The organism is Tabrizicola piscis, assembly GCF_003940805.1.
GTDB classification, from domain to species: domain Bacteria; phylum Pseudomonadota; class Alphaproteobacteria; order Rhodobacterales; family Rhodobacteraceae; genus Tabrizicola; species Tabrizicola piscis.
The window spans coordinates 1,013,885-1,038,790 of sequence record NZ_CP034328.1 but is presented as its reverse complement, the minus strand read 5'-3'; the positions used below and the strand labels follow the sequence as shown (position 1 = coordinate 1,038,790).

The 24,906-nt window shown below is 63.1% G+C and carries 17 protein-coding genes; 10 read left to right on the top strand and 7 right to left on the bottom strand.

The annotated features are described in order from the left end of the window. Positions 1 to 171 precede the first annotated feature (171 nt). The 9 genes from EI545_RS04950 (at position 172) to EI545_RS04910 (ending at position 9,087) form a co-directional block, all read left to right on the top strand. Positions 172 to 1,410 (top strand): ABC transporter substrate-binding protein, encoded by a 1,239-nt coding sequence (locus EI545_RS04950; RefSeq protein WP_125324444.1) that lies wholly within the window; start codon positions 172 to 174, stop codon positions 1,408 to 1,410. A gap of 95 nt (positions 1,411 to 1,505) precedes the next feature. Continuing rightward, entirely contained in the window at positions 1,506 to 2,537 is a 1,032-nt protein-coding gene (locus EI545_RS04945) for a carbohydrate ABC transporter permease (protein WP_125324443.1), read from the top strand. A 10-nt stretch (positions 2,538 to 2,547) separates the two neighbouring features. After that, the gene (locus tag EI545_RS04940) at positions 2,548 to 3,429 is read left to right on the top strand and encodes a carbohydrate ABC transporter permease (protein WP_125324442.1); all 882 of its coding nucleotides are present in this window, start codon (positions 2,548 to 2,550) and stop codon (positions 3,427 to 3,429) included. Between the two features lie 3 nt (positions 3,430 to 3,432). Then, positions 3,433 to 4,488, top strand: a complete 1,056-nt coding sequence (locus EI545_RS04935) for an ABC transporter ATP-binding protein (protein WP_125324441.1) — start codon at positions 3,433 to 3,435, stop codon at positions 4,486 to 4,488. Continuing rightward, positions 4,485 to 4,967, top strand: a complete 483-nt coding sequence (locus EI545_RS04930; protein WP_125324440.1) for an ester cyclase — start codon at positions 4,485 to 4,487, stop codon at positions 4,965 to 4,967. Before EI545_RS04935 ends, EI545_RS04930 begins: the two co-directional genes overlap by 4 nt. A 59-nt stretch (positions 4,968 to 5,026) precedes the next feature. Further along, positions 5,027 to 6,337: a histidinol dehydrogenase gene (hisD, locus tag EI545_RS04925; protein ID WP_125324439.1), complete on the top strand. Its 1,311-nt coding sequence runs from the start codon at positions 5,027 to 5,029 to the stop codon at positions 6,335 to 6,337. Beyond that, complete coding sequence (locus EI545_RS04920; RefSeq protein WP_125324438.1) at positions 6,334 to 7,098, top strand: SDR family NAD(P)-dependent oxidoreductase; 765 nt, start codon at positions 6,334 to 6,336, stop codon at positions 7,096 to 7,098. The genes hisD (EI545_RS04925) and EI545_RS04920 overlap by 4 nt, the downstream gene beginning before the upstream one ends. Next, on the top strand, positions 7,098 to 8,108 hold the full coding sequence (locus tag EI545_RS04915; RefSeq protein ID WP_125324437.1) for a LacI family DNA-binding transcriptional regulator: 1,011 nt from the start codon (positions 7,098 to 7,100) through the stop codon (positions 8,106 to 8,108). Before EI545_RS04920 ends, EI545_RS04915 begins: the two co-directional genes overlap by 1 nt. A 4-nt stretch (positions 8,109 to 8,112) precedes the next feature. Continuing rightward, positions 8,113 to 9,087: a nuclear transport factor 2 family protein gene (locus tag EI545_RS04910; protein WP_125324436.1), complete on the top strand. Its 975-nt coding sequence runs from the start codon at positions 8,113 to 8,115 to the stop codon at positions 9,085 to 9,087. A gap of 40 nt (positions 9,088 to 9,127) precedes the next feature. Here the strand turns inward: EI545_RS04910 and hisD (EI545_RS04905) are convergent, their stop codons facing one another. The 7 genes from hisD (EI545_RS04905) to EI545_RS21315 form a co-directional block, all read right to left on the bottom strand. Next, complete coding sequence (gene hisD / locus EI545_RS04905; protein WP_125324435.1) at positions 9,128 to 10,411, bottom strand: histidinol dehydrogenase; 1,284 nt, start codon at positions 10,409 to 10,411, stop codon at positions 9,128 to 9,130. 82 nt (positions 10,412 to 10,493) lie between these two features. Next, entirely contained in the window at positions 10,494 to 11,279 is a 786-nt protein-coding gene (locus EI545_RS04900) for an HpcH/HpaI aldolase family protein (RefSeq protein WP_125324434.1), read from the bottom strand. A gap of 12 nt (positions 11,280 to 11,291) precedes the next feature. Beyond that, on the bottom strand, positions 11,292 to 11,984 hold the full coding sequence (locus EI545_RS04895; RefSeq protein ID WP_125324433.1) for an alpha/beta fold hydrolase: 693 nt from the start codon (positions 11,982 to 11,984) through the stop codon (positions 11,292 to 11,294). Continuing rightward, positions 11,981 to 13,102: a cobalamin-independent methionine synthase II family protein gene (locus EI545_RS04890; RefSeq protein ID WP_125324432.1), complete on the bottom strand. Its 1,122-nt coding sequence runs from the start codon at positions 13,100 to 13,102 to the stop codon at positions 11,981 to 11,983. Before EI545_RS04890 ends, EI545_RS04895 begins: the two co-directional genes overlap by 4 nt. Before the next feature lie 11 nt (positions 13,103 to 13,113). Continuing rightward, on the bottom strand, positions 13,114 to 14,082 hold the full coding sequence (locus EI545_RS04885; protein ID WP_125324431.1) for a cupin domain-containing protein: 969 nt from the start codon (positions 14,080 to 14,082) through the stop codon (positions 13,114 to 13,116). A 226-nt stretch (positions 14,083 to 14,308) separates the two neighbouring features. Further along, positions 14,309 to 15,670: an amidase gene (locus tag EI545_RS04880; RefSeq protein ID WP_245990294.1), complete on the bottom strand. Its 1,362-nt coding sequence runs from the start codon at positions 15,668 to 15,670 to the stop codon at positions 14,309 to 14,311. After that, positions 15,667 to 15,834, bottom strand: coding sequence for a hypothetical protein (locus EI545_RS21315; RefSeq protein WP_164517216.1), 168 nt, complete (start codon positions 15,832 to 15,834; stop codon positions 15,667 to 15,669). Before EI545_RS21315 ends, EI545_RS04880 begins: the two co-directional genes overlap by 4 nt. 582 nt (positions 15,835 to 16,416) lie before the next feature. Here EI545_RS21315 and EI545_RS04875 point away from each other — a divergent pair. Beyond that, positions 16,417 to 24,906 (top strand): glycoside hydrolase family 94 protein, encoded by an 8,490-nt coding sequence (locus EI545_RS04875; protein ID WP_164517215.1) that lies wholly within the window; start codon positions 16,417 to 16,419, stop codon positions 24,904 to 24,906.

The following is a 24,906-nucleotide window of genomic DNA, read 5'->3' as shown; positions in this document are numbered from 1 at the left end:
TTTGCAAGGTCAAGGACACCTGTCGCAGCGCGTTGTCTGCGTCGGACGGTCTGGCCCAAGAAAATCAGGTCGGGAAACTCTGGCCCTAGAATTCTGGCCCTAGACGACTGGCCCAAGAATACCGGCACGAATGGCCGTTCGCCTGAAAAATGCTCTCAACAGGAGATGGATATGAAACTAACCCTGAAATCTTCCCTTGCCCTTGCGGCCCTGTTCGCCTCGACCAGCTTTGCCTATGCCGATTGCGGCATCGAAAAGGGTTCGGTGCGTATCCTGTCCAACGATTTCCTGGCGCTGCAACTGGTCAGCGCCGCAGCGGCCACCTGCGCCAGCGACACGGTCGAAGTCACCGCCAACCTGACAGCGGAACACAAGAACCTGCAAGTTGCGGCCCTGTCCACCAACCCGGCGACCTATACCGTGGCGGTGGTGGCCAATGGGTCACTGGTGCCGCTGCTGAACGAAGGCCTTGTGCGCCCGCTGGACGATCTGGTGGCGATGTACGGCCAGCAACTTCAGCCCAATCAGTTGATCAAGGTCGATGGCAAGATCGTGGCCATCGCGTTCATGGCGAATGCGCAGCACCTGATGTACCGCAAGTCGATCCTGGAAGCCGCCGGTATTGCCCCGCCGAAGACCTATGAAGACATGGTCGCTGCTGCGATCATCCTGAAGGAAAAGGGCGAGGTTGCCAGCCCTCTGGTCGCGAACTTCAAGCCCGGCTGGGACCTCGCGCAGGAATTCGTCAACATGTACATGGGCTTTGGCGGTGAGCTGTTCGAGCCCGGCACAGCCAACGCGGCGATCAACGGCGAGGCTGGGCTGAAGGCGCTTGCGATGATGAAGGCCATGGCCGACACGATGGCGCCGGAATACATGACCTTTGACACCAACGCCCTTGGCCCGGTCTGGGAAGGTGGCGGTGCTGCCATGCAGAACATGTGGGGCTCACGCGCGGGGGCGCTGATCGACCCCGCCGGTGCCGCGCCCGAGGTGGCCGCCGATACCGTGCTTGCCGGTGCCCCGACTGTTGGGGGCGGCACGATCCCGGCCACGACGCTTTGGTGGGATGGCTTCACCATCGCCACCAATGCCAGCGACGAAGACGCTGCCGCGTCGTTCCAGGCGATGATGAAGGGGATTGCCCCCGAAGTGGCCGCCGCCAACCCTGAAGCTGCGGCTTGGCTGATTGCGGGCTATGAGCCCACCCCTGCTGCCGTTGGCGTGTTCGAAACGGTTCAGGCCGGGGCCAAGCCCTATCCGATGCTGCCCTACATGGGGCTTTTGCACACGGCGCTGGGCGACAACCTGGCCGAGTTCATGCAGGGCCAGGAATCGGCTGAACAGGCCCTTGCGGATACGATCACCGCCTACAACACCGCCGCCAAAGAGGCTGGCTTCCTGCAGTAGGCCAAACGGCCGCCCTGTGGCCCCGCTCCCGGGCCACAGGGCGGTGCCATCCACCTTCCTGCATCCTGCAACCGCCTTTCGCATCGGGATACCCCATGCCGCATCGGACCTTCTTTGCCTTCATCCTGCCGTCGCTGTTCGTGATGCTGCTGTTCATCGCGCTGCCGATCCTGTCGGTGGCCTATCAGTCGCTGTTCATCGAACATGACCAAGCGTTGATCGAGGTGGAAACCTGCGATCCGTTCAGTTGCCAGAAAGAGCTGCGCGTGGATGCCGCAGCGATGGCTGCGCTGCGGGAAGAGGCCCCGATGGGCAAATTCAACGGGCTGGGGACCTACACCAACTCAAGCCACCTTGCCTTTGATGAAGTGTCACAGATCTGGGCAAATAGCCCTTCGATCCTGGCATTTTTGTCCAGCCTGACAAACCTGCCGTTCTACAACGCAATGGCCTTCACGCTGGCCTACACGTTCATCGTGACGCCGCTGGTCATCATCACCGGGTTTTTCATCGCGCTGGGCGTCAATGCGGTGCCTACCTTGATCAAGGGGCCGGTGATCTTCTTTTCGCTCTTGCCGATGATCGTGACCCCGCTGATCGGGTCGCTGGTGCTGTTCTGGATGATCGACAGCAAGGGCATCCTGGGCGCGACGCTGCAATGGGTCTTCAGTGATCCCCAACTGACGTTGAAAGCCTCACCGACCCTGACTTGGACAGTGTTGATGGTCTACGGCGTCTGGCACTCTGCACCGTTCAGTTTCATCGTCTACTACGCCGGTCTGCAGGGGGTGCCGAAAGACACGCTGGAATCTGCGATGATCGATGGGGCCACCCGGTGGGAACGGGTGCGCTATGTCGTCATCCCGCATCTGATCCCGCTGACCACCTTCATCGCGCTGATGCAGCTGATGGACAATTTCCGGGTGCTCGAGCCGATCGTCGGCTTTTCGGCCGAGGCCAACGCCTCATCGCTCAGCTACCTGATCTACAATGATCTTCGCATTGCCGAGACACCGCTATTCGGCTCGGCCGCTGCCACGTCAATGCTGACCATCATCGGGGTGGTGATCCTGCTGACGCCGGTGCTGATCCGCACCTGGCGCGATTTCAACCGCAAGACACATTAGAGGGCAGCCGATGACCAACCGCGCCGAACGTCAGCCCTTGCCATTGATGGTGCTTTGCATGGGTTTCGTCTTGATCTGGGTGATCACGGCGGCATTTCCGTTCCTTTGGACCTTCTGGGGATCGTTCAAGGTCGAAGCGGATTTCTTCTCCTATTCCAACTGGATGAACGCCATCACCGGGCCGCGCACTTTGCAGCAGACCGGGGCAACGTGGACCGGGAACGGCTATGAAGGCGCGTGGATCGAACAGAAGTTCTGGGTCGCCGTCATCAACACGGCGATTGTGACGGTGTCGGTCGTGGTCATCTCGCTGACCATCGGCACGTTGGGGGGCTATGCCCTGGCGCGATCGGGGTTCCGGTACACGTTCTGGATCCTGATCGCCGCGCTGGTGTTCCGCGCCATGCCCCATGTCACACTGGTGTCGGGATACCTGCTGCCGTTCTTCCAGTTGAACATCTGGGGCTATCTGCCCACGTCGATCCTTGTGCTGGTGGCGATCAACCAGCCCTTCACCTTGTGGATGCTGCATTCCTTCTTCCTGTCGATCCCGAAGGATCTCGACGAATCCGCGATGGTTGATGGCTGCACCCGGTTTCAGGCCTTTCGGCTGGTGATTATCCCGGTGATGTGGCCGGGCGTCGTCACTACCGCGCTGTTCAGTTTCCTCTTGGCCTATAACGACTTCACCGTGACCTCGATGCTGCTGACCCAGGAAAACCAGACCATGGTGCCGAAGATTGCCAGTTTCCTTGGCACGGTGCAGGCGGAGAACAAGGTGATGTATGCGGTCGCCGCCGTGGTGTCGGCGATGGGGCCGCTGTTCGTGCTGGTGCTGTTCTTTCAACGTCAGATTGTCAGCGGCCTGACCGCCGGCGCGGTAAAGGGGTAGGGCATGGCACAATTGCGTCTTGTCAACGTGACGAAGACCTACGGCGATTACGTCGGGGTCAAGGGCTTCAACCTTGATATCAAGGATCAGGAGTTTCTGGTCCTGCTGGGCCCGTCAGGCTGCGGGAAATCCACCACCATGCGCATGATCGCCGGGCTGGAGGATGTCACCTCGGGCGAGATCTGGCTGGGCGACCGGATGGTGAACAACCTTGAGCCGAAGGATCGGGACATCTCGATGGTGTTCCAATCCTACGGGCTTTACCCGAACATGACGGTCTACGAAAACATCCGCTTTCCGCTGAAGGTGCGGCGGGTGCCCGCCGCCCAGCAGCATGACATGGTGATGCGCGCAGCACAGATGGTCGAGCTGACCGATTTTCTGGACCGTCGCCCCGCAGCCCTGTCTGGCGGGCAGCGCCAACGTGTCGCGTTGGGCCGGGCCATCGTGCGCAAGCCCACGGTCTTCCTGATGGACGAACCCCTGTCGAACCTTGACGCCAAGTTGCGCGTGTCGACGCGGGCCCAGATCAAGAACCTGCAGAACACGCTGAAGACCACCACCGTCTATGTCACCCATGACCAAATCGAGGCGATGACCCTTGCTGATCGGGTGGTGGTGATGAACAAGGGCGAAATCCAGCAGGTCGGCACCCCGACCGACATCTACGATCAGCCCGCCAACACCTTTGTCGCGGGGTTCATCGGCAGCCCGGCGATGAACCTGATCGAAGGCACCCTTGCGGGCGGCGTCTTCACGGCCGAAGGCTTCCGGGTCGAAGGTCTGCCGGGCAACCATTCCGGCAAGGTCACGCTTGGCTTTCGCGCCGAGGATGCCAGCATCACCCCGACCGGGGGCCAGATTGCCGCCCCGATCTATTCCATCGAGCTTCTGGGCGAAGCGTCGATGATCAGCTATCGCATTGGCGGGGCGCTGGTGTCGGTCAAGGCCGCGAAGGACTATCGCGCGGCAATCGGTGAAATTGTCGAATCCTCTGTTCCGGCCCGGATCTGCCACCTCTTCGACACCGCAACCGGCTTGCGTCTGGGGGCAGCATGACGCCACAGGAACAGGCCGAAGCCTCGCGCCGGGTCATCACCCGGATGGAGGCCGCCCTTGCCGCGAACTCCAACGACATGGCCGCCCATTTCCACGAAGATTTCCGTTGGATGGGCAATACCGGTTGCGGCACCAAACAGGGGCTGGATGCCTTTCGCGCCAACTGGCAACTGCCGTTGCGCGCGGCTTTCACGGATCGAACCTATGTGACCGAACGCTTCATCGCCGAAGGGGACTGGGTGTCCTGCTTTGGCCATATCGAAGGCACCCACTCCGGCCCGTTCATGGGCATCGCCCCGACCGGAAAGCGCGTCATCATCCCCTACATGGATTTCTGGCGCATCGAGGAGGGGCGGATCAAGGACAACTGGGTGTCCGTCGATTTCCCGCATGTGCTGGCGCAACTCGGGCGCGATGTTTTCGATGGCATGGGCTGGGAAGCCTATGACCGGGGCGAACAGGTTCCGCCCAGACCATAAGACAGAAGTCAGGCGGGGGTCTCCCCGCCACGCCCGTCTACGAGGGCAAGGAGGACACCATGACGATCACCTACCTGAAACGCGGCAAATCCGAAGCGGACCGCGCCGAGGATGATGCGAAGGTCCGCGAAACGGTTGAAGCCACGCTGCGTGACATCGCAGACCGTGGGGACGCCGCTGTCCGCGACCTGAGCCAGAAGTTCGACGGCTATGCCCGCCCGTCCTTCCTGCTGACGGCCTCGGAAATCGAAGCGGCGATGTCACGGGTGTCGACCCGCGATATGGAGGATATCCGTTTCGCCCAGACCCAGATCCGCCGTTTTGCCGAAGCGCAGCGGGCCAGCATGACGGATATCGAGGTTGAAACTCTGCCGGGTGTCTTTCTGGGGCATCGCAACATTCCGGTGCAATCGGTTGGCTGTTATGTGCCCGGCGGCAAGTTTCCCATGGTTGCCAGCGCCCATATGTCGGTGCTGACCGCGCAGGTTGCCGGCGTGCCGCGCATCGTCGCGGCGGCCCCGCCCGTCAAGGGGGAACCGCATCCCGCCATCGTCGCCGCCATGCAACTTGGCGGCGCGCACGAGATTTATGTTCTGGGGGGCATGCAGGCGGTCGGGGCGATGGCCTTGGGGACCGAGACCCTGAAGCCCGTGGATATGCTGGTAGGACCCGGCAATGCCTATGTTGCCGAGGCGAAGCGGCAGCTTTACGGGCGCGTCGGGATCGACCTTTTCGCCGGTCCGACGGAGACCATGGTCATCGCGGATGACACCGTGGATGCAGAACTGTGCGCGACAGACCTGCTGGGGCAGGCCGAACATGGCTACAACTCGCCCGCGGTGCTTCTGACCACCTCAAGAAAGCTGGCCGAGGCGACGCTGCTGGAAGTCGACAGGCTTTTGACCATCCTGCCCACTGCCGCCACCGCGTCTGTGTCCTGGCGTGACTATGGCGAAGTCATTGTCTGTGACACTCATGACGAGATGCTGGCTGTTGCCAACGACATTGCAAGTGAACATGTTCAAGTCATGACTGACCGTGATGACTGGTATCTGGAAAACATGCACAGCTATGGCGCGCTGTTCCTTGGCCCCCGCACGAATGTGGCGAATGGCGACAAGGTCATTGGCACCAACCACACGCTGCCGACCAAGAAGGCAGGGCGCTACACGGGCGGGCTTTGGGTGGGCAAATTCCTGAAGACCCACAGCTATCAACGGATCACCACGGATGCTGCGGCTGCGATGATCGGCGAATACGGATCGCGGCTTTGTCTGCTGGAAGGCTTTGTCGGCCACGCCGAACAATGCAACATCCGCGTGCGTCGCTATGGCGGGCGTAACGTGGGCTATGGAACGGCGGCGGAATGACCCTGCCGCGCACCCCCAGCTTCCGTCTGGACGGTCGCCGCGCTCTGGTCGCGGGGGCGTCGTCCGGCATCGGTCTGGCGGCTGCCGTTGCCTTGGCGGAACAGGGCGCGCATGTGGTGCTGGCGGCGCGGGGTGCTGACGCGCTGGCCGAAGTTGTGGGCGAGATGCGGGCTGAAGGCTTCAGCGCCGAGGCCCTTGCCCTTGACATCACCGACCTTGAGGCCACGGCGACAGCAGTCGCAGCCCATGGTCCGTTTGACGTCCTGGTGAACTCGGCCGGATTGGCCCGTCACGCCCCCGCCACCGAAACGACGGCGGCGGATTATGACGCGGCCTTCAACCTGAATACCCGCGCCGCCTACTTTCTGGCGCAGGCCGTCGCGCGGGGCCTGATCGCCGGGAACAGGCCGGGCTCCATCATCACCATTTCCAGCCAGATGGGGCATGTGGGCGGCATTGACCGGGCGGTCTATGCTGCCACCAAGCACGCGGTCGAGGGCATGACCAAAGCCATGGCTATCGAATGGGGGCCGCACGGCATTCGCGTCAACACGCTGTGCCCGACCTTCATCCGCACCCCGCTTGCGGAACAGACCCTGAAAAACCCCGAACGTGCGGCGTGGATCCTGTCCAAGATCAAGCTTGGCCGTGTCGGAGAGGTAACCGACATCATGGGGGCGGTGGCGTTTCTTGCAAGCGACGCGGCGGCGCTTGTGACCGGGACGGCGTTGATGGTGGATGGGGGTTGGACAGCAGACTGATGGCGAATGACAAGGTCACATCAATGGAGGTTGCTCGACGCGCCGGTGTCAGCCAGTCAGCCGTCAGCCGGGTGTTCACGCCGGGCGGATCGGCCTCGAAAGCCACGGTGGAAAAGGTGCGCGCGGCGGCCGAGGAGCTTGGCTATCGTCCAAATGTCCTTGCGCGCAGCCTGATCACCGGGCGCACCCGGATGATCGGGCTGGTGGTCGCCTATCTTGAAAACCAGTTCTACCCGGTGGTGCTTGAACTGCTGTCCCGTGCGCTGCAGGACAAGGGCTATCACATCCTTGTCTTCATGGCAGAAAACAGCACCGAAAAAGTGGCGCAGGTGATGGAAGAACTGCTGGATTATCAGGTCGATGGCATCATCACCGCAAGCGTCGCGATGACCAACGATCTGACCGCACGCTGCACGGCGGTGGGCATCCCGGTGGTCATGTTCAACCGTGGTCAGGACGATGCTCGGCTGTCCGAGGTGACGTCGGACAACATCGCAGGCGGCCGGCGCGCGACGGAATTCCTGATCGCCGGCGGTCACCGGCGGATTGCGCATGTCATGGGCTGGCAGGGGGCCTCGACCGGGCGTGACCGCGCCACGGGGTTTCGCCTTGCCATGGAAGCCGCAGGACTTGAACCCGTCGCGATGATCGACGGGATGTATTCGCGCGAAACGGCGGCCCAGGTGGCGCGGGATCTCTGCGCGGGCTCTGACCGGCCTGACGCGATCTTTGTCGGCAACGACCACATGGCCTTTGCCGTCATGGATGCCCTGCGCTTTGATCTGGGCCTTTCGGTGCCGGACGACGTGTCGATCGTGGGATATGATGATGTCCCTCTCGCGGCTTGGCCGGCCTATGACCTGACCACGATCCGCCAGCCGGTCAACCGCATGGTCGAGGCGACGGTTCATGCCCTGCTGGACCAGATCGAAAATCCCGACACCGCCCCCAGCAAGGTCCGGATTGACGGTCCGCTGATCGTCCGCGCCTCTGCCCGCAAACCGGAGTGATCCCATGCAAGGCTTTGATGCCAAGTTCCGTGACTTTCCCGATTACATCATCGGGATCACCAAGGAGATCTGGGAAGATCGCGGGCTGCATACGCTGCACCGCTATTACAGCCCGGACATCGTGGTACGATCCCCGTCTTCAGTCGTTGTGGGCAACGGATCGGTCATTGCCGCGACGATGGCCACCTTGGCCGAGTTTCCGGACCGTACCCTTCTGGGCGAGGATGTGATCTGGTCGGGCACGCCGGAAGATGGGATGCTGTCGTCGCATCGGCTGCTTTCGACGGCAACCCATCTGGGTGATGGCGCCTATGGCAAGGCGACCGGGCGAAAGCTGACCTACCGGATCATCGCCGACTGCCATGCGATTGCCAACCAGATCAATGACGAATGGCTGATCCGCGACCAGGGGGCAATCGTTCGCCAGATGGGGCTGGACCCGGAAACCTTTGCGCGCGATCAGATCGCGCGCGAAGGCGAGCCCGAGGCCTGTGTCCGCCCGCTCACGCCCGAGACGGATCGTCCCGGCCCCTACAAAGGCAGGGGCAATACCAATGAGTGGGGCGAGACCCACGCCGATATCCTGCGTCGCATCATGGCGGCAGATTTTTCGGTCATCCCGCAGGCCTATGATCGGGCCGCGCAGCTTGAGTATCCGGGCGGTGTGACCGGCCACAGCCACGCCGCCGCCGACCGGTTCTGGATGACGCTCCGCGCGGCCTTTCCGGATGCCGTGTTCACAATCGACCATCAGATCGGCCGCGACGATCCAAAGATGCCGCCCCGCAGTGCCGTCCGGTGGAGCCTGCATGGCAAACACGCAGGACCCGGCGCGTTTGGTGCACCGTCGGGGGCCGAAGTCTACATCCTTGGCATCAGCCACGCCGAGTTCGGACCTTGGGGCCTGCGGCGGGAGTATACGCTTTATGACGAGACGGCGGTCTGGAAGCAGATCCTGCTGCACAAGGGTGCTGCCTAGCGGGGGCACTGACTGACGACAGCGCCCCCGCTGCACGGCCTTAGCGCGCTTGCAGCCGATCCAGCCGCAGCTGTGCGGCACGGCGATGGCCCTCCAGCCCCTCGCTGGCACTTTGCCGGGCGGCCGGCGGTCCCACTGCGGCGACACCGCGTTCGTCCAGCCACTGATGCGTGGCGATCTTCACATAGGCGCCGACCCAGAGCCCGCCCGTATAGCGGCCCGCCGCCATGGTCGGCAGCGTATGGTTGGTGCCCGAGCATTTGTCCGAATAGACCACACTCGCCAGTTCCCCGATGAACAGCGAGCCATAGTTGCGCAGCCGTTTTGCTGTCGCATGCGGGTCAGCGGTATGAACCTGCAGATGTTCGGCGGCGATGAAATCGGAATAGGCGATCATTGCGGCTTCATCCGCGGCAATGGCGATCTCACCCATGTCGCGCCACGCGGGGCCTGCGACATGCGCGGTGGACAAGGTGGCCATCTGCGCCTCGACTTGTGCCATAACGGCCTCGGCTAGGGCTGCATCCGTAGTGATCAGCCCTACCCGGGTGCGCACGTCGTGTTCGGCCTGCGCCAGCATGTCCGTCGCCAGCATCTCGGCGTCACCCGTGTGGTCGGCCAGTGTGTAGATCTCGGACGGGCCGGCAAGCTGGTCGATGCCAACCGGGCCGAACACCTGCCGTTTCGCCTCGTTCACAAAGGCATTGCCGGGGCCGACGATCTTGGCCACTGCGGGGACCGTCTTGGTTCCGTAGGCCATGGCACCGATGGCCTGTGCACCGCCGATCCGGAAGATCCGGTCAGCGCCGGACAGATGGCAGCCGGCGATCATCGCGCGGTGGGCGTTGGGCGGCAGGCAGGCAATCACCTCGTCGACACCGGCGACCTTGGCCGGGACGATGGTCATGATCGGCGCGGACAGCAGCGGAAACCGCCCGCCCGGCACATAGCACCCCACCCGTTCGATGGGAATCACCCGATGGCCCATGAACACACCGGGGCGGATTTCCACATCCAGCGGCAGGATGGTTGCCAGCTGCGCCTGCGCAAAAGCCCGGACGTTGGAGATGGCAAATTCGGTATCCGCGCGGGTTTGCGGGTCAAGCTCGGCCACTGCTGCCAGCCGGTCGGCCATCGGCACTTCAAAGGCGTCCAACTCCGCCTTGTCGAACTGCGCCGAATAGCGCCGGACGGCCTCATCGCCTTCACTGCGAACCGCGGCAAGGACCTGCGTCACCGTATCCGCGATCTGTGCCGTATCGGCGCCGGTTTCGCGGTTGGGGGACTTGAGCCAGTGAATGCCGGGGAATGAGAATTCTGTCATTTTCGTAGGCTCCTGAAAGGTTTCGACCGGATTGGCACTGGGCCGGATTTCGTCAAGAAGGGTAGGTGTGGCAGGTCTGGGATCAGTATCCCTTCACCACCTCAGCCGATGTGTTGCGGACCGTCGCCAGTTGCACCGCGATTGCCGTGGTGAACAGCCGCGCATCCGTCAGAAGCGATGCAAAGTGAAAGCCCTGCCCGAATGCCCGATGAATCATCGCGGGTGATCCGCAGTGAATCCCCGCCAGCCGCTCGGCCTTGCGGGCGCGGGCGCCAATGGTGGCAATCGCATCCAGCACCTCGGGCGCGGTCGGGTCCAGCGTCGGCTCATACCCCAGCGACAGCCCAAGGTCAGAGGGGCCGACATAGACGCCATCAATCCCGTCAACCGCCAGAATGGCATCAAGGTTCTGCATCGCCTCGCGTGTTTCAATCATGGCAAGGACCAGCACAGAGCTGTTTGCCGCTTTTGCATAGCCAGCCCCATGTACCATATTGGCCCGGGTCGGCCCGAACGACCGGCCGCCAAGCGGGGCGTAGCGGGCGGCCTGAACCAGATTGCGGGCGTCTTCGGCCGTGTTGATCATCGGGCAGATCAGCCCGGCAAACCCCGCATCAAGGCATTTCATGATGATGCCGGGTTCGTTCCACGGCACGCGGACCAGAACCGGGGCGGGCAGGCCCTGCAGCACCTGCACCATGGTCAGGGCCATTTGATAGTCGATCAGCCCGTGCTGCAGATCGACGGTCATCAGGTCAAACCCTTGCCGTCCCATGATCTCGGCCGTGATCGTGGACGGGATGGCGCACCAGCCGTTCACGGCAGTACCGCCAGTGGCAAAATGCGTCTTCAGATCGGTGATCGGCATGGAAGAATTCCTTCAATGGGCAAGGGCAAGCCAATCCCGCAGGGCGGCGGTGGTTTCGGACGGGCGTTCCAGTGGCGGCAGATGGCCAGCGCCTGCGACGATGCACAGGCGCGATTGCGGCATCAAGGCGTTCATCAGGTCATGCCGTTCGCGGGGGCAAAGCCGGTCGTCCGCGCCCATAAGCACAAGGGCCGGCCCCCTAAAGCCGGCAAGGGTGTGCTGCTGGTCGGCCCTGTCGCGCAAGGCGCGGGACTGGCGGGCAAACACCTCCGGCCCAAGTGACAGCGCCATGTCCATGCACAGATCAAGGATGGCAGGCTGGTCTGGCCCTGCCGCAAGATAGTTCGGCTTCATTTCGTCCCGCATGACCCCGGCAAGATCGCCCGACAGCGCCCGGGCAATCTGGGGCGCGCGCCGAGCCTGAGCATCGGGCGTTTCGGCGCGGGGATTGGTGTCCAGCAGCGCCAGACGCTCGACCCGGCCGGGGGACTGTCGCAGCACCTCCATCGCCAGAATGCCGCCTAGCGAAAGCCCGGCGAGGGCAAAGCGCGGCGGTGCCGACTGCAGCAGGTCCGCCGCCAGCGCTGCCATGCTATCCGCCCCGATGGGCAAGTGGTGATGGACCGGCACGCCAAGGTCGGCCTCAACGCCGCCCCACAGCCGTGCATCGCACATCATGCCTGGAATAAGCACAAGCGGTGTCATCCCACTTTTCGCGCGCCTTCCTTGAGCGTGGCAAGTTTCGCCCAGGCAATCTCGGGGTCCACCGCGCCAAAGCCGGCAAAGGTGCCAAAGCCGCAGTCAGATCCGGCAATCACCCGCTCGGTGCCAAGAATACTGGTAAACCGTTCCAGCCGCTGCGCCACCAGATCAGGATGTTCGACAAAGTTGGTCGTGGTGTCCACCGCGCCGGGGATCAGCACCTTGTCGTCGGGGATTTCGGACGCGCGGTCGCGAAACACGGTCCATTCATGGCCATGCCGGGGGTTGGCGGTTTCAAACAGGATGTAGCGGGCCGGAACCGTCATCAGCAAGGGAAAGACCTTGGCCATGTCGATGTCGCAGACATGCGGACCTTCGTAGTTGCCCCAGCAGATATGCAACCGGATCCGGTCCTGCGGCAGCCCCTGCAAGGCATGGCGCATCGCCTCGACATGGGTGGCGGCAACGGCCAGAAATTCGGCATCCGTCAGCTGTGTGAACAGCATATGCCGCGAGAGCGCCAGATCGGGGCAATCAAGTTGCAGGTCCAGCCCTGCGTCCAGGATGGTGCGGTATTCCTCGTGCATCGCATCGGCAAGGGCGAAGAGATACTCCTCCCGGGTTGCATAGTGGGCGTTCTGCAGGAACAGGCTGATCACGCCGGGCGAGGCGGCATTCATGAACCCCCGGTCCACCCCATGTGCCGCCATCGCAGCCTTGAGATTGGCGATGTCCTTGCCAAGTTCGCCCTGACCTTTCGAGGCGACGGGTCCCACACATTGCGGGCGGGCATATTTCGGGGTGCCACCCTCTTTGGCCAGACGATCAAGGAAGGTGGGGAACAGTTTCAGGTCGGCGGGGGCATTGCGCGGGCTGTCGCCGCCAAAGCCCGTGTAGCGGTCTTTGACATAGGTCGCGTAGCTGATCTTCGACGCCTCGCCATCCGACACGATGTCGATGCCCGCCTCCTTCTGGCGACGGACGTTTTCCATTACCGCCGCCGCCATGCAGGCGTCAAAGGCGGCGGCGTCGACGGGTTCGCCGCGTTCGCGGGCAAACAGGAAATCCACCACGTCCTGCGGGCGCGGAAGGGATCCGACATGGGTGGCAAGCAGCGGCATCGCAGTCCCCCTTAAAGCAGACGGCCGGTCAGGCCAGCCGGATCATCCGTTGCAACGACGCGGTAAAGGCTCGCTTCGCCTGACATCGACGGGGCCAGCGAATGTTCCAGCCCCGGAGGAATGGCTGCAGTGTCGCCCGGGTTCAGGGACGTTGTCCCCCCGCTCCACGTCAGGCGCCAGTGTCCGCGCATCGGCATCAGAACCTCATGCTTTGCCAATGTGTAAGGCGTGTCCGGGATCGAGTTGCGTGACAGGAAGTCCACCTCGAACCCCGGTCGGTCGCGCAACTTGCCATTGGCCCCGATCACCTTGGCCGGCTGACGGTCCGACAGGGCCATCAAGTCCCAATACCGGGCCACGCAGTGCGGGATCACATCTGCCGTTGTCGGTTCGGGGAAGGCCTTCAGTTCCTCATCGGTCAGAAGCGGCATCGGTGGCACACCTTCGGGCGGCGTCTGGCCCTTCTTGCCGTCGTAAAGTTTGCCGTTCTTGCCCAGCACCAGCCCATAATCCTTGGCGTCGGTGATGACTTGCGGCGCCCAGATAACCCCACCCCCGGCATCGTCGCCGCCAAGGATCGCCATGATCATCCCGTAGTCGGTTCCCACATTCTCGAAGGCGCGGAAGATGCCGGTGGGGATGTTGAAGATGTCGCCCTCTTCGGCGATGAACTCGCCCGCAGTGCCCCAGCGGCCCCAGAAGAACCGCCAGCGCCCTTTCAGCACGAAAAACACCTCGGCTGTGCGGTGGCTGTGCAACGAGTTGCGACAGCCGGGCGGCTGCCCCGCTGCCCCGATGTTGAAGCCGGGGGTGTCCACGATATGCACATGCTGGTCCGGGCTTTCCGAAACGCCTCCGCCGATGATCGTGAAGTTCTCTTTCTGGTTCGACCCCGGCGTATGGGCATCAATGAAGGCGGTCTTGCAGGGGCGCAGGTCGCCATAGCGAACGATGCGGCTTTCCATTTCTGCAGGGGTCATGGGTCACCTTTCGACGGGGGGAGTCAGCCCGTTGCCGGGTTGATCGGCTCAGTATTGAATACGTTTGCAAAGCATCTAGACCTCTCGGTAATCGAAATGCAAGGGCCTTGTCGGTCGGAATTGGTGTAGCCGTGACGCAAAGGTAATCGCGTTCCCCATATCAGGCAGGGCCAGTCGACGGATGGACAGCATCCGTATGCAAACATGTCAGGTAGATCGCCGATGCCTAAACCAACGGCTGCAGCGTCGAGTGGTCCGTGCCTTGCTCGAACGCATGACCCGCGGCGCAGATCAGATCTTCATCGCCCACACGGCCGATGATCTGCATCCCCAATGGCAGCCCATCGTCAAAGCCGACCGGCAGCGACAGGGCTGGCTGGCCGGTCACGTTGAACGGTATAGTCCGCATCGGGGTCCACACTGCCGTTTCCCCGTCGAAGGCCGCGAAAGGTAGGGCTGGGGTCAATGTGGTTGGCGCGATCAGCAGATCCACCCCATCCATCGCCTGCGCCATTGCCGTTGCAAGCCGCCCCTGCGCGACCCGCGCGCGTGCCAAATCCTTGGCGTCGATTGCCGCCCCGAAGGCAAGGCTTTGCAACACCGGGCTGCCGTATTGTGCCGCATGCCCTCGCATCAGAACCCGATGCTGCTCCAGCGCCTCGGCGTGCAAGATTACCGATCCGGCAGCTTCGAACACCCCATAGCTGGGCAGGGTTACAAGTTCGATACTTGCCCCCAGCAAGGAAAGTTGTGCCGCCGCAGCGTCCATCGCGGCAACCAGCGCCGGACTGGCCTGAGGATCATCAGCGAACCAGTCCCGGGCGAAACCGACCCGCAATCCCGCAAGCCCGCGTGACAGCAAGGATGCAGCGGGCCGCCATTCTTCCATGGCTTCGGTCATCGCATCCAGCGCCAGCGCCGCTTCGGCCACGGTCGCGGCCAAAGGGCCGACATGATCCAGGGATGGGGACAGCGGAAACGCGCCATCGCGCGACACCCGGCCATAGCTGGGCTTCAACCCGACACAGCCACAATAGGCCGCAGGCGCGCGGATCGACCCACCGGTATCTGTGCCAATCGCCATCCGGATCATCCCACCCGCAACTGCCGCTGCTGATCCCGAAGACGACCCACCAGTGATATGGTCCGTGTTCCATGGATTGCGCGCGGGTGGATCGGCGAGCGCAAGGTCCGGGCCAACCATCGCAAACTCATATGTGGCCAGTTTGCCGATCAGAACGGCACCCTGGGCGCGCAACCGCGCAACGGCATCGGCGTCGGCATCAGCCACCCGCCCGGCCAGCACGCGTGATCCGGAGGTGGCTGGCTGGCCGGCGCAGTCGATCAGGTCCTTGACGGCCACCGGGATCCCGCAGAACAGCCCGACGTCTTGACCCGATGCCAACATCGCATCGGCGCGGTCGGCTTGCTCCAGCGCGTCACTGGCCAGATGGGTGAACGCATGCAGTTTCGGATTGCGCACGGCGATGCGGGAAAGCACCGCCTCGGTCAGGGCGCGCGAGGTAAGCGTTCCGGCCCGCAACGCCATAGCGGCCTCGGGGATGGAAAGATCTGCCGGGTCCTTCAATTTTCCGGGCCGGATATCTGGGCAAGATACGCGTCCACCCGCGTCATTTCTGCCCGCAGGCGCTGTGCGCCAATCCAGGCGGCCGCAAAAGCGCGGCTATCCAGCACAAGGCCAAGGGCGGCCAGTCGGGCCTTGAAATCGGCCTCGGTCAGAAGCGGTGGCATCACACATCTCCAGTTGAACCTGTCGTCACCGTACCAACGACCAAGGGGAGAGAGAAGACGGATGACTTGTCTAGCAAGAAAGCGCCACCTGCCGGGTGCGACGGTCGGTTTCCGCTACAGGATCTGGGGCGAATGGTGGTAGACTATGATCTCCGGAACGTGGAACCCGGCCGATTGGCAACGGACCATCCGGATACTGGGCCGTGACTTGCTCACGACGCTTGCGACCCGCGCGGCTGCCGGGGTTTTGGGCAATTGCCTGCGCGTCACTTTGATACTTGTGGATGTCCTTTGTCGACTGCTCGCGCGGAACCGAGCGGCTTGCTTCTGCGTTCGTCTTCCGCAGGCAAAGACGTGACTCGGATACTGCCATACCCGAAAGGATTTCACGATGGACTGGGACCAGATCGAAAGCAAATGGGCCGCGATGACTCGCCGGGTACGGGCGGATCTGTCGCCTGACCTGTCTGCCCCCAAAGCAACGCGGCTTCGAGGTCCGGCGCGGGCAGAGATGCATCCGGCCGCACTTGCAGATGTACCTTCCGGGCTGCCCATTGATACGGACCGGAAACTGTCGACAGAGTGAAAGTTTGGAGTCAACTGACCGCCAAGCCGTTTGAATGGCCTTGGGCAAATCGCGCCGGATCGGCCGATCTGTGGTCAGACACGCAGCCGATCCGGGCGGACCTGTTTGGTGCCGAGCGGTTGGAGCATCATGCACGGTCCTTGGCCGCCGCGAATTCTGCGCTGGCAGTCAAACCGCTTGCCGTTCGCAGTCTAAGCAGGCGCGTAAAGGAAAACGCGGATTTCCTTTTGCGGGCCTACCGGATCTGCGCGCGGGGCGCGCAATCTGATCAGACCATGTCGCCGGCAGCCGAATGGCTGTTGGACAACTTTCATCTTGTCGAACAGCAGACTCGCCAGATTCGCGACGATCTGCCGCCCAGCTATTATCGTCACCTAACAAAACTCGCGGAAGGTCCCTTTGCGGGGTATCCGCGCGTCCTCAGCCTTGCCTGGGCTTACGTAGCCCACACGGACAGTCTGGTTTCCGGGTCTGTCCTTGCAAGGTATGTCCGCGCATATCAGCAGGTCCAACCGCTGGCGATTGGCGAAATCTGGGCTGTCGCGATCACGTTGCGCATTGTGCTGATCGAAAACATGCGCCGCTTGTCACAGCAGATCGTGGATGGGCACGCATTGCGCCAGCAGGCGGATGCCATCGTCGACGCTGTTCTGGCCGTACGTGGGGCAGAAGGCCAGTCGCAGCTTTCGGTCATGCAAAAGCTTGTGGCGCCCTTCGAAGATGCACCGCTGCCCGAAACGGTCGCAGCACAGATCGCCAAGCGTCTGCGGGGCTACGATCCGCTCCAGACGCCGCTTTCCGGATGGTTGGAAGACCGGCTTTTTCGGCAGGGCATGACGGTTGACGATGTGGTGACCGCCACACAGACCCGGCTGGGCGCGTCTAACGTCACCATGCGAAACATCGTGACGTCCATGCGGCTGGTGTCCGAAATGGACTGGGCCGAATTCTTTGAAGAGGTCAGCCTTGTCGATGCGCAGCTGCAGCGTAGCGCGACCTATCCGTCGATGGATTTCGCAACCCGGAACCGGTACCGGACCGAAATCGAGGTCCTTGCGCGGGGCAGTGACCTGACGGAAGGCGCTGTGACCGAGGCCTGCCTTGCTTTGGCAGACGGTGCCGATGCGGACCACGCCCGTGACCCGGGTCACTGGCTTCTTGGCGACGGGCGCCCGGCGCTTGAGGCGGCAGTCAGCTTTCAACCACCCCTTCGAATGGCGACGATCCGAAGGTTCGGCCGCAGTGGTTTCCCGGGGTATCTGACGGCCATTGCCGGAGTCACGCTGGCGATCCTTGCGCTTGCCGTGGCGTTGATGGCGACCGCTGGTGCAGGTGCTGTGCCACTGATCCTGCTTGGCCTGATCGGGCTTCCCGTCGCGCTGGATCTGGCCGGGGCAATCGTGAATACCGGGGTCACGCGGACGGTTGTTCCACATCCTTTGCCCGGGCTGGACCTGACCAAAGGCGTCCCGGAGCACCTTCGTACAATCGTCGTTGTCCCGGTGCTGCTGCACGACCTGCAAGAGATCGAAACCCTTGTCGAACGGCTGGAGGTTCATCACCTGTCCAGTACCGGCGGGGCGGTGCATTTTGCGCTTCTGTCCGATACGGCGGATTCCGCGACCGAAACCGATCTGGACGAAGCGACGCTTGTCGCCACGACCACAAAGGCCATTGCCCGGCTGAACGCTACCTATCCGTCCGAAACGGGCGACCGCTTTTACTTTCTTCACCGTCGCCGCCTCTGGAACCCGACCGAGGGTGTCTGGATGGGGTGGGAACGCAAGCGTGGCAAACTGGCCGAACTCAACCGGCTTTTGCGGGGGGCGGTCGATACCAGTTTCTCGGTCATCAGTGGTCCACTGCCTGCAGATGTCCGCTATGTCATCACGCTGGACGCCGATACCCGCCTGCTCCGCGGAACGGTGGCGCAGATGGTGGGCAAGATTGCCCACCCCCTGAACCGCGCGCGCCTGAACAGCGACAGCAACCGTGTGGTCGGCGGCTACGGGATCCTGCAACCGCGAGTCAGTCCGACATTGCCAGCCGGGCAGGACGGGTCAATCTACCAAAAGCTCTTCTCAAGCCCCGGCGGAATCGAGCCTTATGCCGCGGCTGTGTCCGATGTGTATCAGGACCTGTTCAACGAGGGTTCATTCACCGGCAAGGGTATCTACGACATCGACGCGTTCGAGGCGGCCCTGGCTGGCCGTGTTCCAGAAAACACCATGCTCAGCCACGATCTGTTCGAGGGCATCTTTGCACGGGCCGGGCTGGCGTCCGACATCGAGGTGGTCGAGGATTACCCGCCCCGCTACGATGTGGATATTCGGCGGCAGCATCGCTGGACGCGCGGTGACTGGCAGCTTCTGCCTTGGGTCTTTGGCGACAAGCGCCATGATATTCCGCCCGTCGGTCGCTGGAAGATGGTCGACAATCTGCGCCGTTCCCTTCTGGCGCCGATGGCGGTTCTGGCGCTGTTTTCGGGTTGGCTGCTGCCGCCCATGATTGCCCTTCTATGGACTGTCCTGATCGTCGCCATGCTGGCGCTGCCGCGCGTCCTTTCGCTGCCCTTCGGACTGTTGCCAGCCCGGTCCGGTGTCACGCTGCAAAGCCATTTTGCAGCCTTGGGGGCGGACGCCATGACCGCCCTTGGTCAAATTGCGCTGAGTCTTGTCTTTCTGGCCGATGCGGCGGCAACCATGCTTGATGCCATCATCCGCACAGTCTGGCGCCTGAACGTGTCGCGGCGCCATCTGCTGGAATGGATGACGGCCGCCCAGGCGGGCAGGGCTGCAGCACCCACGGTTCCCGGGCAGTACCTGCGCATGTTGCCGGGCGTCTTGCTCGGGTTGGCAGTCTGCGGGGCGGCCTGGCTTCTGAACCCCGCGGTTTGGCCCCTGCCACTGGGGTTTGCCCTGATCTGGCTGGCGGCACCTGCGGTTGCGCGCTGGGTCAGCCTTCCCCGGGCCAACCGACGCAGTACCGCACTTTCAACGACCGAAGCGCAAGAGCTGCGGCTGATCGCCCGCCGCACCTGGCGCTATTTCGAGACATTCGTGACTGCGGAAGAAAACTTTCTGCCGCCCGACAACTTTCAGGAAATCCCGAAGCCCGCCATCGCGACCCGAACCTCGCCAACCAACATCGGGCTTTATCTTCTGTCCACCGTGGCCGCGCATGACATGGGCTGGATCGGCCAGCGGTCAGCTTTGGAGCGGATGAAGGACACGCTGCAAACGATGGAGAAAATGCCCCGTTTCCGTGGGCATCTCTACAACTGGCACGATACCCGCGACCTGAGGGTTCTGGACCCGGCCTATGTATCCTCGGTCGACAGCGGGAACCTTGCCGGGCACCTGATCGCTGTGGCGCAGGCCTGCCGCGACTGGGTGACGGATCCAAGGGGCGAGGATGCAGTGCGCCAAGCCGTTTGCGATACACTAGTCCTTGCCCAAAGTTCCATGGAACTGGGAACTGCGGATCCCGTTTTGGCCCGCCTGCTTGACGACATTTTGGCCCGTGCGGCCGACCCCGCCACGCCCCTTGCAGCCCTCTCCGCCGACGTAGCTCGGATGCAGGAGCAGGTCGCAGACCAATCGCCTGACCTGCGGTTCTGGATCGCGGCGCTGGGCGACACTCTGGCCGACCACCTTGTCGATGCCCCCCAACCCGCCCTGCTCGCCGAAGTAGAAGCGCTGTCGCGCCGGCTGGCCATGGAGATGGACTTCAGCTTTCTTCTGGAACCGGACAAGAAACTGCTGTCGATCGGGTTTTCTGTCGCCACCAATCGGGCTGATACCAACTGCTATGACCTTCTGGCGTCCGAGGCGCGCTTGGCCAGCCTTTTCGCCATCGCCAAGGGTGACGTGGAAACGCGGCACTGGTTCCGGCTGGGCCGCCCCGCCACACCTATCGGTGCCGGATCGGCGCTGATTTCATGGTCCGGCAGCATGTTCGAATACCTGATGCCGTCATTGGTGATGCGGGCGCCACCCGGGTCTCTGCTGGAGCAGACCACCCGGCTGATCGTTGTCCGGCAAAAGTCGTACGCGGCAGGGCTTGGCATCCCGTGGGGCATCTCGGAATCATCCTACAATGCCCGCGATCTGGAGATGACCTACCAGTATTCCAATTTTGGCGTCCCAGGCCTGGGGCTGAAACGCGGCCTGAGCGAGAATTGCGTGATTGCGCCCTATGCAACCGGCCTTGCAGCCATGGTTGACCCGGTGGGTGCTGCGCAGAACTATGCGCATCTGGCCAGACTGGGGGCCGAGGGTCGCTACGGCTTTTACGAGGCAGTGGATTTCACGCCCTCCCGCCTACAGGCCGGCAAGGACTGGGCGATTGTCCAAAGCTACATGGCGCACCATCAAGGCATGACCATCACGGCCATCGCCAACACCTTGCACAATGGCCAGCTTCGCACCCGCTTCCATGCCGAGCCGATGATCCAGGGGGTGGAGCTTTTGCTGCAGGAACGCATCCCCCGGGATGTTGCCAGCGCCCCGCCCCGCGCGACCGATGTCCCCATCGCGGCCGTGGAACACAGCGATGCCCCCGCTGTTCGCACGTTCGAAACGCCTGCCACCGAAGCCCCGACCGCGCATCTTCTGTCCAACGGCAACTATGGTGTCGTGTTGACCCCCACGGGCGAAGGCTTCAGCCGCTGGCGCGACATGGCCGTCACCCGTTGGCGTGCCGAGGCGACGCAAGCCGCCCATGGTTCTTTCGTCTTCCTGCGCGACACCGAGACAGGTGAAACCTGGTCTTCCGGCGCGCAACCCATCAGGACAAGACCCGACAAGCACCGCGCAATCTTTTGCGAGCATCATGCCGCGTTCACCCATCGGGCCTACCGTCTGACAACGACGACCGAGGTTGTGGTTTCTGCCGAGGATGATGCCGAAGCGCGTCGGATCACCTTTACCAACTCCAGTCGCCGCGCGCGCGAGATTGATCTGACGTCCTATGCGGAACTTGTTCTGGCGCAGCCTTCTTCGGACCAGGCCCATCCAGCCTTTTCCAAGATGTTTGTCGTCACGGACTACCTGCCCGAACTGGGTGTGATCATCGCCACGCGCCGCCGCCGGTCACCGGACGACCCGGAAATTTGGGCCGCCCATATCGCGGTGGTGGAAGGGGCCGAGACTGCTCCGATCCAGATTGAAACTGACAGGGCCCGGTTCATCGGGCGCGGCCGCGACGTGGCATCAGCCGCAATGCTGGACGCGCCTCTGTCCGGCACCACCGGCACTGTCCTTGATCCGATCTTCTCGATCCGTCGGCGCGTCACTGTCCCGCCCGGAGGGATTGCCCGTGTGACCTTCTGGACCATGGTCGCTGATACGCCTGCCGCGCTTCTGGATCTTGTGGATCGGCACCGCGACCCGTCTGCCTTCGCCCGGGCCGCCACGCTTGCCTGGACCCAGGCGCAGGTCCAGTTGCGCCACCTTGGGATCACTCATGCCGATGCCGCCGATTTTCAGGCTCTTGGCGGCATGGTGATGCGCAACGACCCACGTCTGCGTGCCTCGCCAGCCCAGATCGTCAACGGGGCCGCGCCACAATCGGCGCTTTGGGCCTTGGGCATCTCGGGCGACCTGCCAATCGTGCTGTTGCAGATTGAGGATGCTGCGGACATCGCTGTCCTTCATCAGGTGCTCAGCGCGCATGAATATTGGGAGATGCGCCAGCTTGCGATTGACCTTGTCATCCTGAATGACCGCTCGTCGTCCTATGTGCAGGACCTGCAGATCGCCATTGACAGTGCCGTGCGCGCCGCAGGGTCGCGTCCCCGCGCCGTCGGTATTCACTCGCCGGTCAAAGGCGCGATCCATACCCTGCGCGCCGATCTTTTGAACCCGGGCGCGCGGGCGCAGTTGATGTCTGTGGCGCGGGTCATCTTGTTGGCCAGCCGTGGCGATCTTGGCCAGCAACTGGCAGCAGTGGCGCAGCTGCCGCAGCTTGCCAGCGTCGGATCGCCCGTGCCTGCAACGGCATCGCCATCGTCAAACCCACCGCAGTTGGAGTTTTTCAACGGCATCGGCGGATTTGCCGAGGACGGGCGCGAATATGTGACGATCTTGAACGGCGGTCAAAGCACGCCCGCTCCATGGATCAACGTGATTTCAAACCCGAGTTTCGGCTTTCAGGTCTCGGCAGAGGGCAGCGGCCATGTCTGGTCCGAAAACAGCCGCGAGAACCAGATCACCCCCTGGTCGAACGATCCCGTAAGCGACCCTGCAGGCGAAGCGATCTATCTGCATGATCTTGAAACGGGTGATATCTGGACTCCGACCGCCTTGCCCATGCGCGGACCCGGCACCTACATGGCGCGGCATGGGTTCGGATACTCGACGTTCCTGCATGACAACCATGGCATTGCCGCCGAGATGGTGCAGTTCGTCCCGCTGGACGCCCCTGCCAAGATCTCGCGCCTGCGTCTGCGCAACATGGGCAAGACGGTCAGGCAGCTGTCGGTGACGGCCTATGCCGAGTGGGTGCTGGGCACGGCCCGCGGGGCGTCCGCACCCTACATCATCACCCGGTCCGATCCCGCCCTTGGGACAATCCTTGCGCAGAACACGTTCAGCACCGCCTTTCCGGGGCGTGTGGCCTTCGCGGATTTCGGACCTGACACGACCAGCCTGACCGCCGACAGGGCCGAGTTCATCGGCCTTGGTGGGTCACTCAAGGCCCCGATGGGCATCCGTACCGCACCGCTGTCCGGCAAGACCGGCCCGGCGCTTGACCCCTGTGCCGCCTTGCAGCGCCGCGTAACCTTGCGCCCGGGGGAAACGGTGGATCTGACGTTCCGCCTGGGTCAGGCCGCGTCGGATGCCGCCGCAACCGCCCTTGTCCGGCAGTTGCGAGAGGCTGACACAGAGGCGATGCTGGCCGAGGTCAAGCAGCACTGGTCCGACCTTCTGACGTCCGTTCAGATCAAGTCACCGGATCGGGCGATGGATATCATGCTGAATGGCTGGCTGATGTATCAGACCCTTGCCTGCCGCATCTGGGCGCGGGCCGGGTTCTATCAGGCCAGCGGTGCTTACGGCTTCCGCGACCAGTTGCAGGACGGGATGGCGCTGACCTTTGCGCGGCCCGAAATGACCCGATCACACCTGCTGCGGGCCGCGTCGCGCCAGTTCCCGGAAGGCGATGTGCAGCACTGGTGGCTGCCGCATTCGGGGCAAGGCGTGCGGACGCGGATCTCGGACGACCGGGTCTGGCTGGGCTATGGCGTTGCCCGCTACGTTGCCGTGTCGGGTGATGCGGCGATCCTTGACGAACAGGTTCCCTACATCCTTGGCCCGCCTGTCCCGCCCGGAGCGCATGACGATTTCTTTCTGCCGCAGGTTTCGGAATCCACGGATACCCTGTTCGAACACTGCGCCCGGGGCCTTGATCTGGCGGTCACCCTGACGGGCGAGAACGGCATGCCGCTGATCGGCACGGGCGACTGGAATGACGGCATGAACCGCGTCGGCGAGGATGGCCGGGGCACCAGCGTCTGGCTTGGCTGGCTGCTGATCGCGACCATCGACACGATGGCGCCCCTTGCCGAGAGCCGCGATCCTGATCGTGCGGCGCGCTGGCGCGACCACGCGGCCTTGGTGCTGGCCGCGATCGAACGTGAGGGTTGGGACGGCGAATGGTACCGGCGCGGCACGTTTGACGATGGCACAGTTCTTGGGTCGGCCGCATCGGACGAATGCCGCATCGACAGCATCGCCCAATCATGGGCCGTCCTGTCCGGTGCTGCTGACCCTGTCCGCGCGCGTCAGGCAATGGGATCCATGACCAAGCATTTGATCCGCGAAAATCCTGGTCTTGCCCTGCTTTTCACCCCACCCTTTGACCAGACGCCGCTGGACCCCGGCTATATCAAGGGCTACCCGCCGGGACTGCGGGAAAACGGTGGTCAATACAGCCACGCCGCGATGTGGGCCGTTCTTGCCCAGGCAAAGCTTGGGAACGGTGACGCGGCCCATGGGCTGTTCGCCTTGCTGAACCCGATCAACCATGCCCTGACCGAACGGGAGGCCGACCGCTACAAGGTTGAACCCTATGTTGTAGCGGCGGATGTCTATTCCACCGCCCCGCATGAAGGGCGTGGGGGCTGGACCTGGTACACCGGTTCGGCTGGCTGGATGTACCGCGCGGGGATCGAAGGGCTGCTCGGCCTGACCCGGGCCGGTCAGACCCTGCGCCTTAACCCCTGCTTTCCAAAGGACTGGCCCGAATTGACGACGACCGTCAGACTGGGTGCCGCCCATTACACGATCACCGTCCAGAACCGGGGGGGCACGGGGACAGGTGTCCTGCGTGCAGACCTGAACGGCGAGTCCCTGGTCCCGGATAGTGGCGGAGTGTCTGTCCGGTTGCAGGATGGCACGCATCATCTGACCGTGGTTCTGGGGCGGGACACGAATGCCAGCCGCGAGGTCGGCCCACAAAGCCAGCCTCAGTCGTCAATTTAG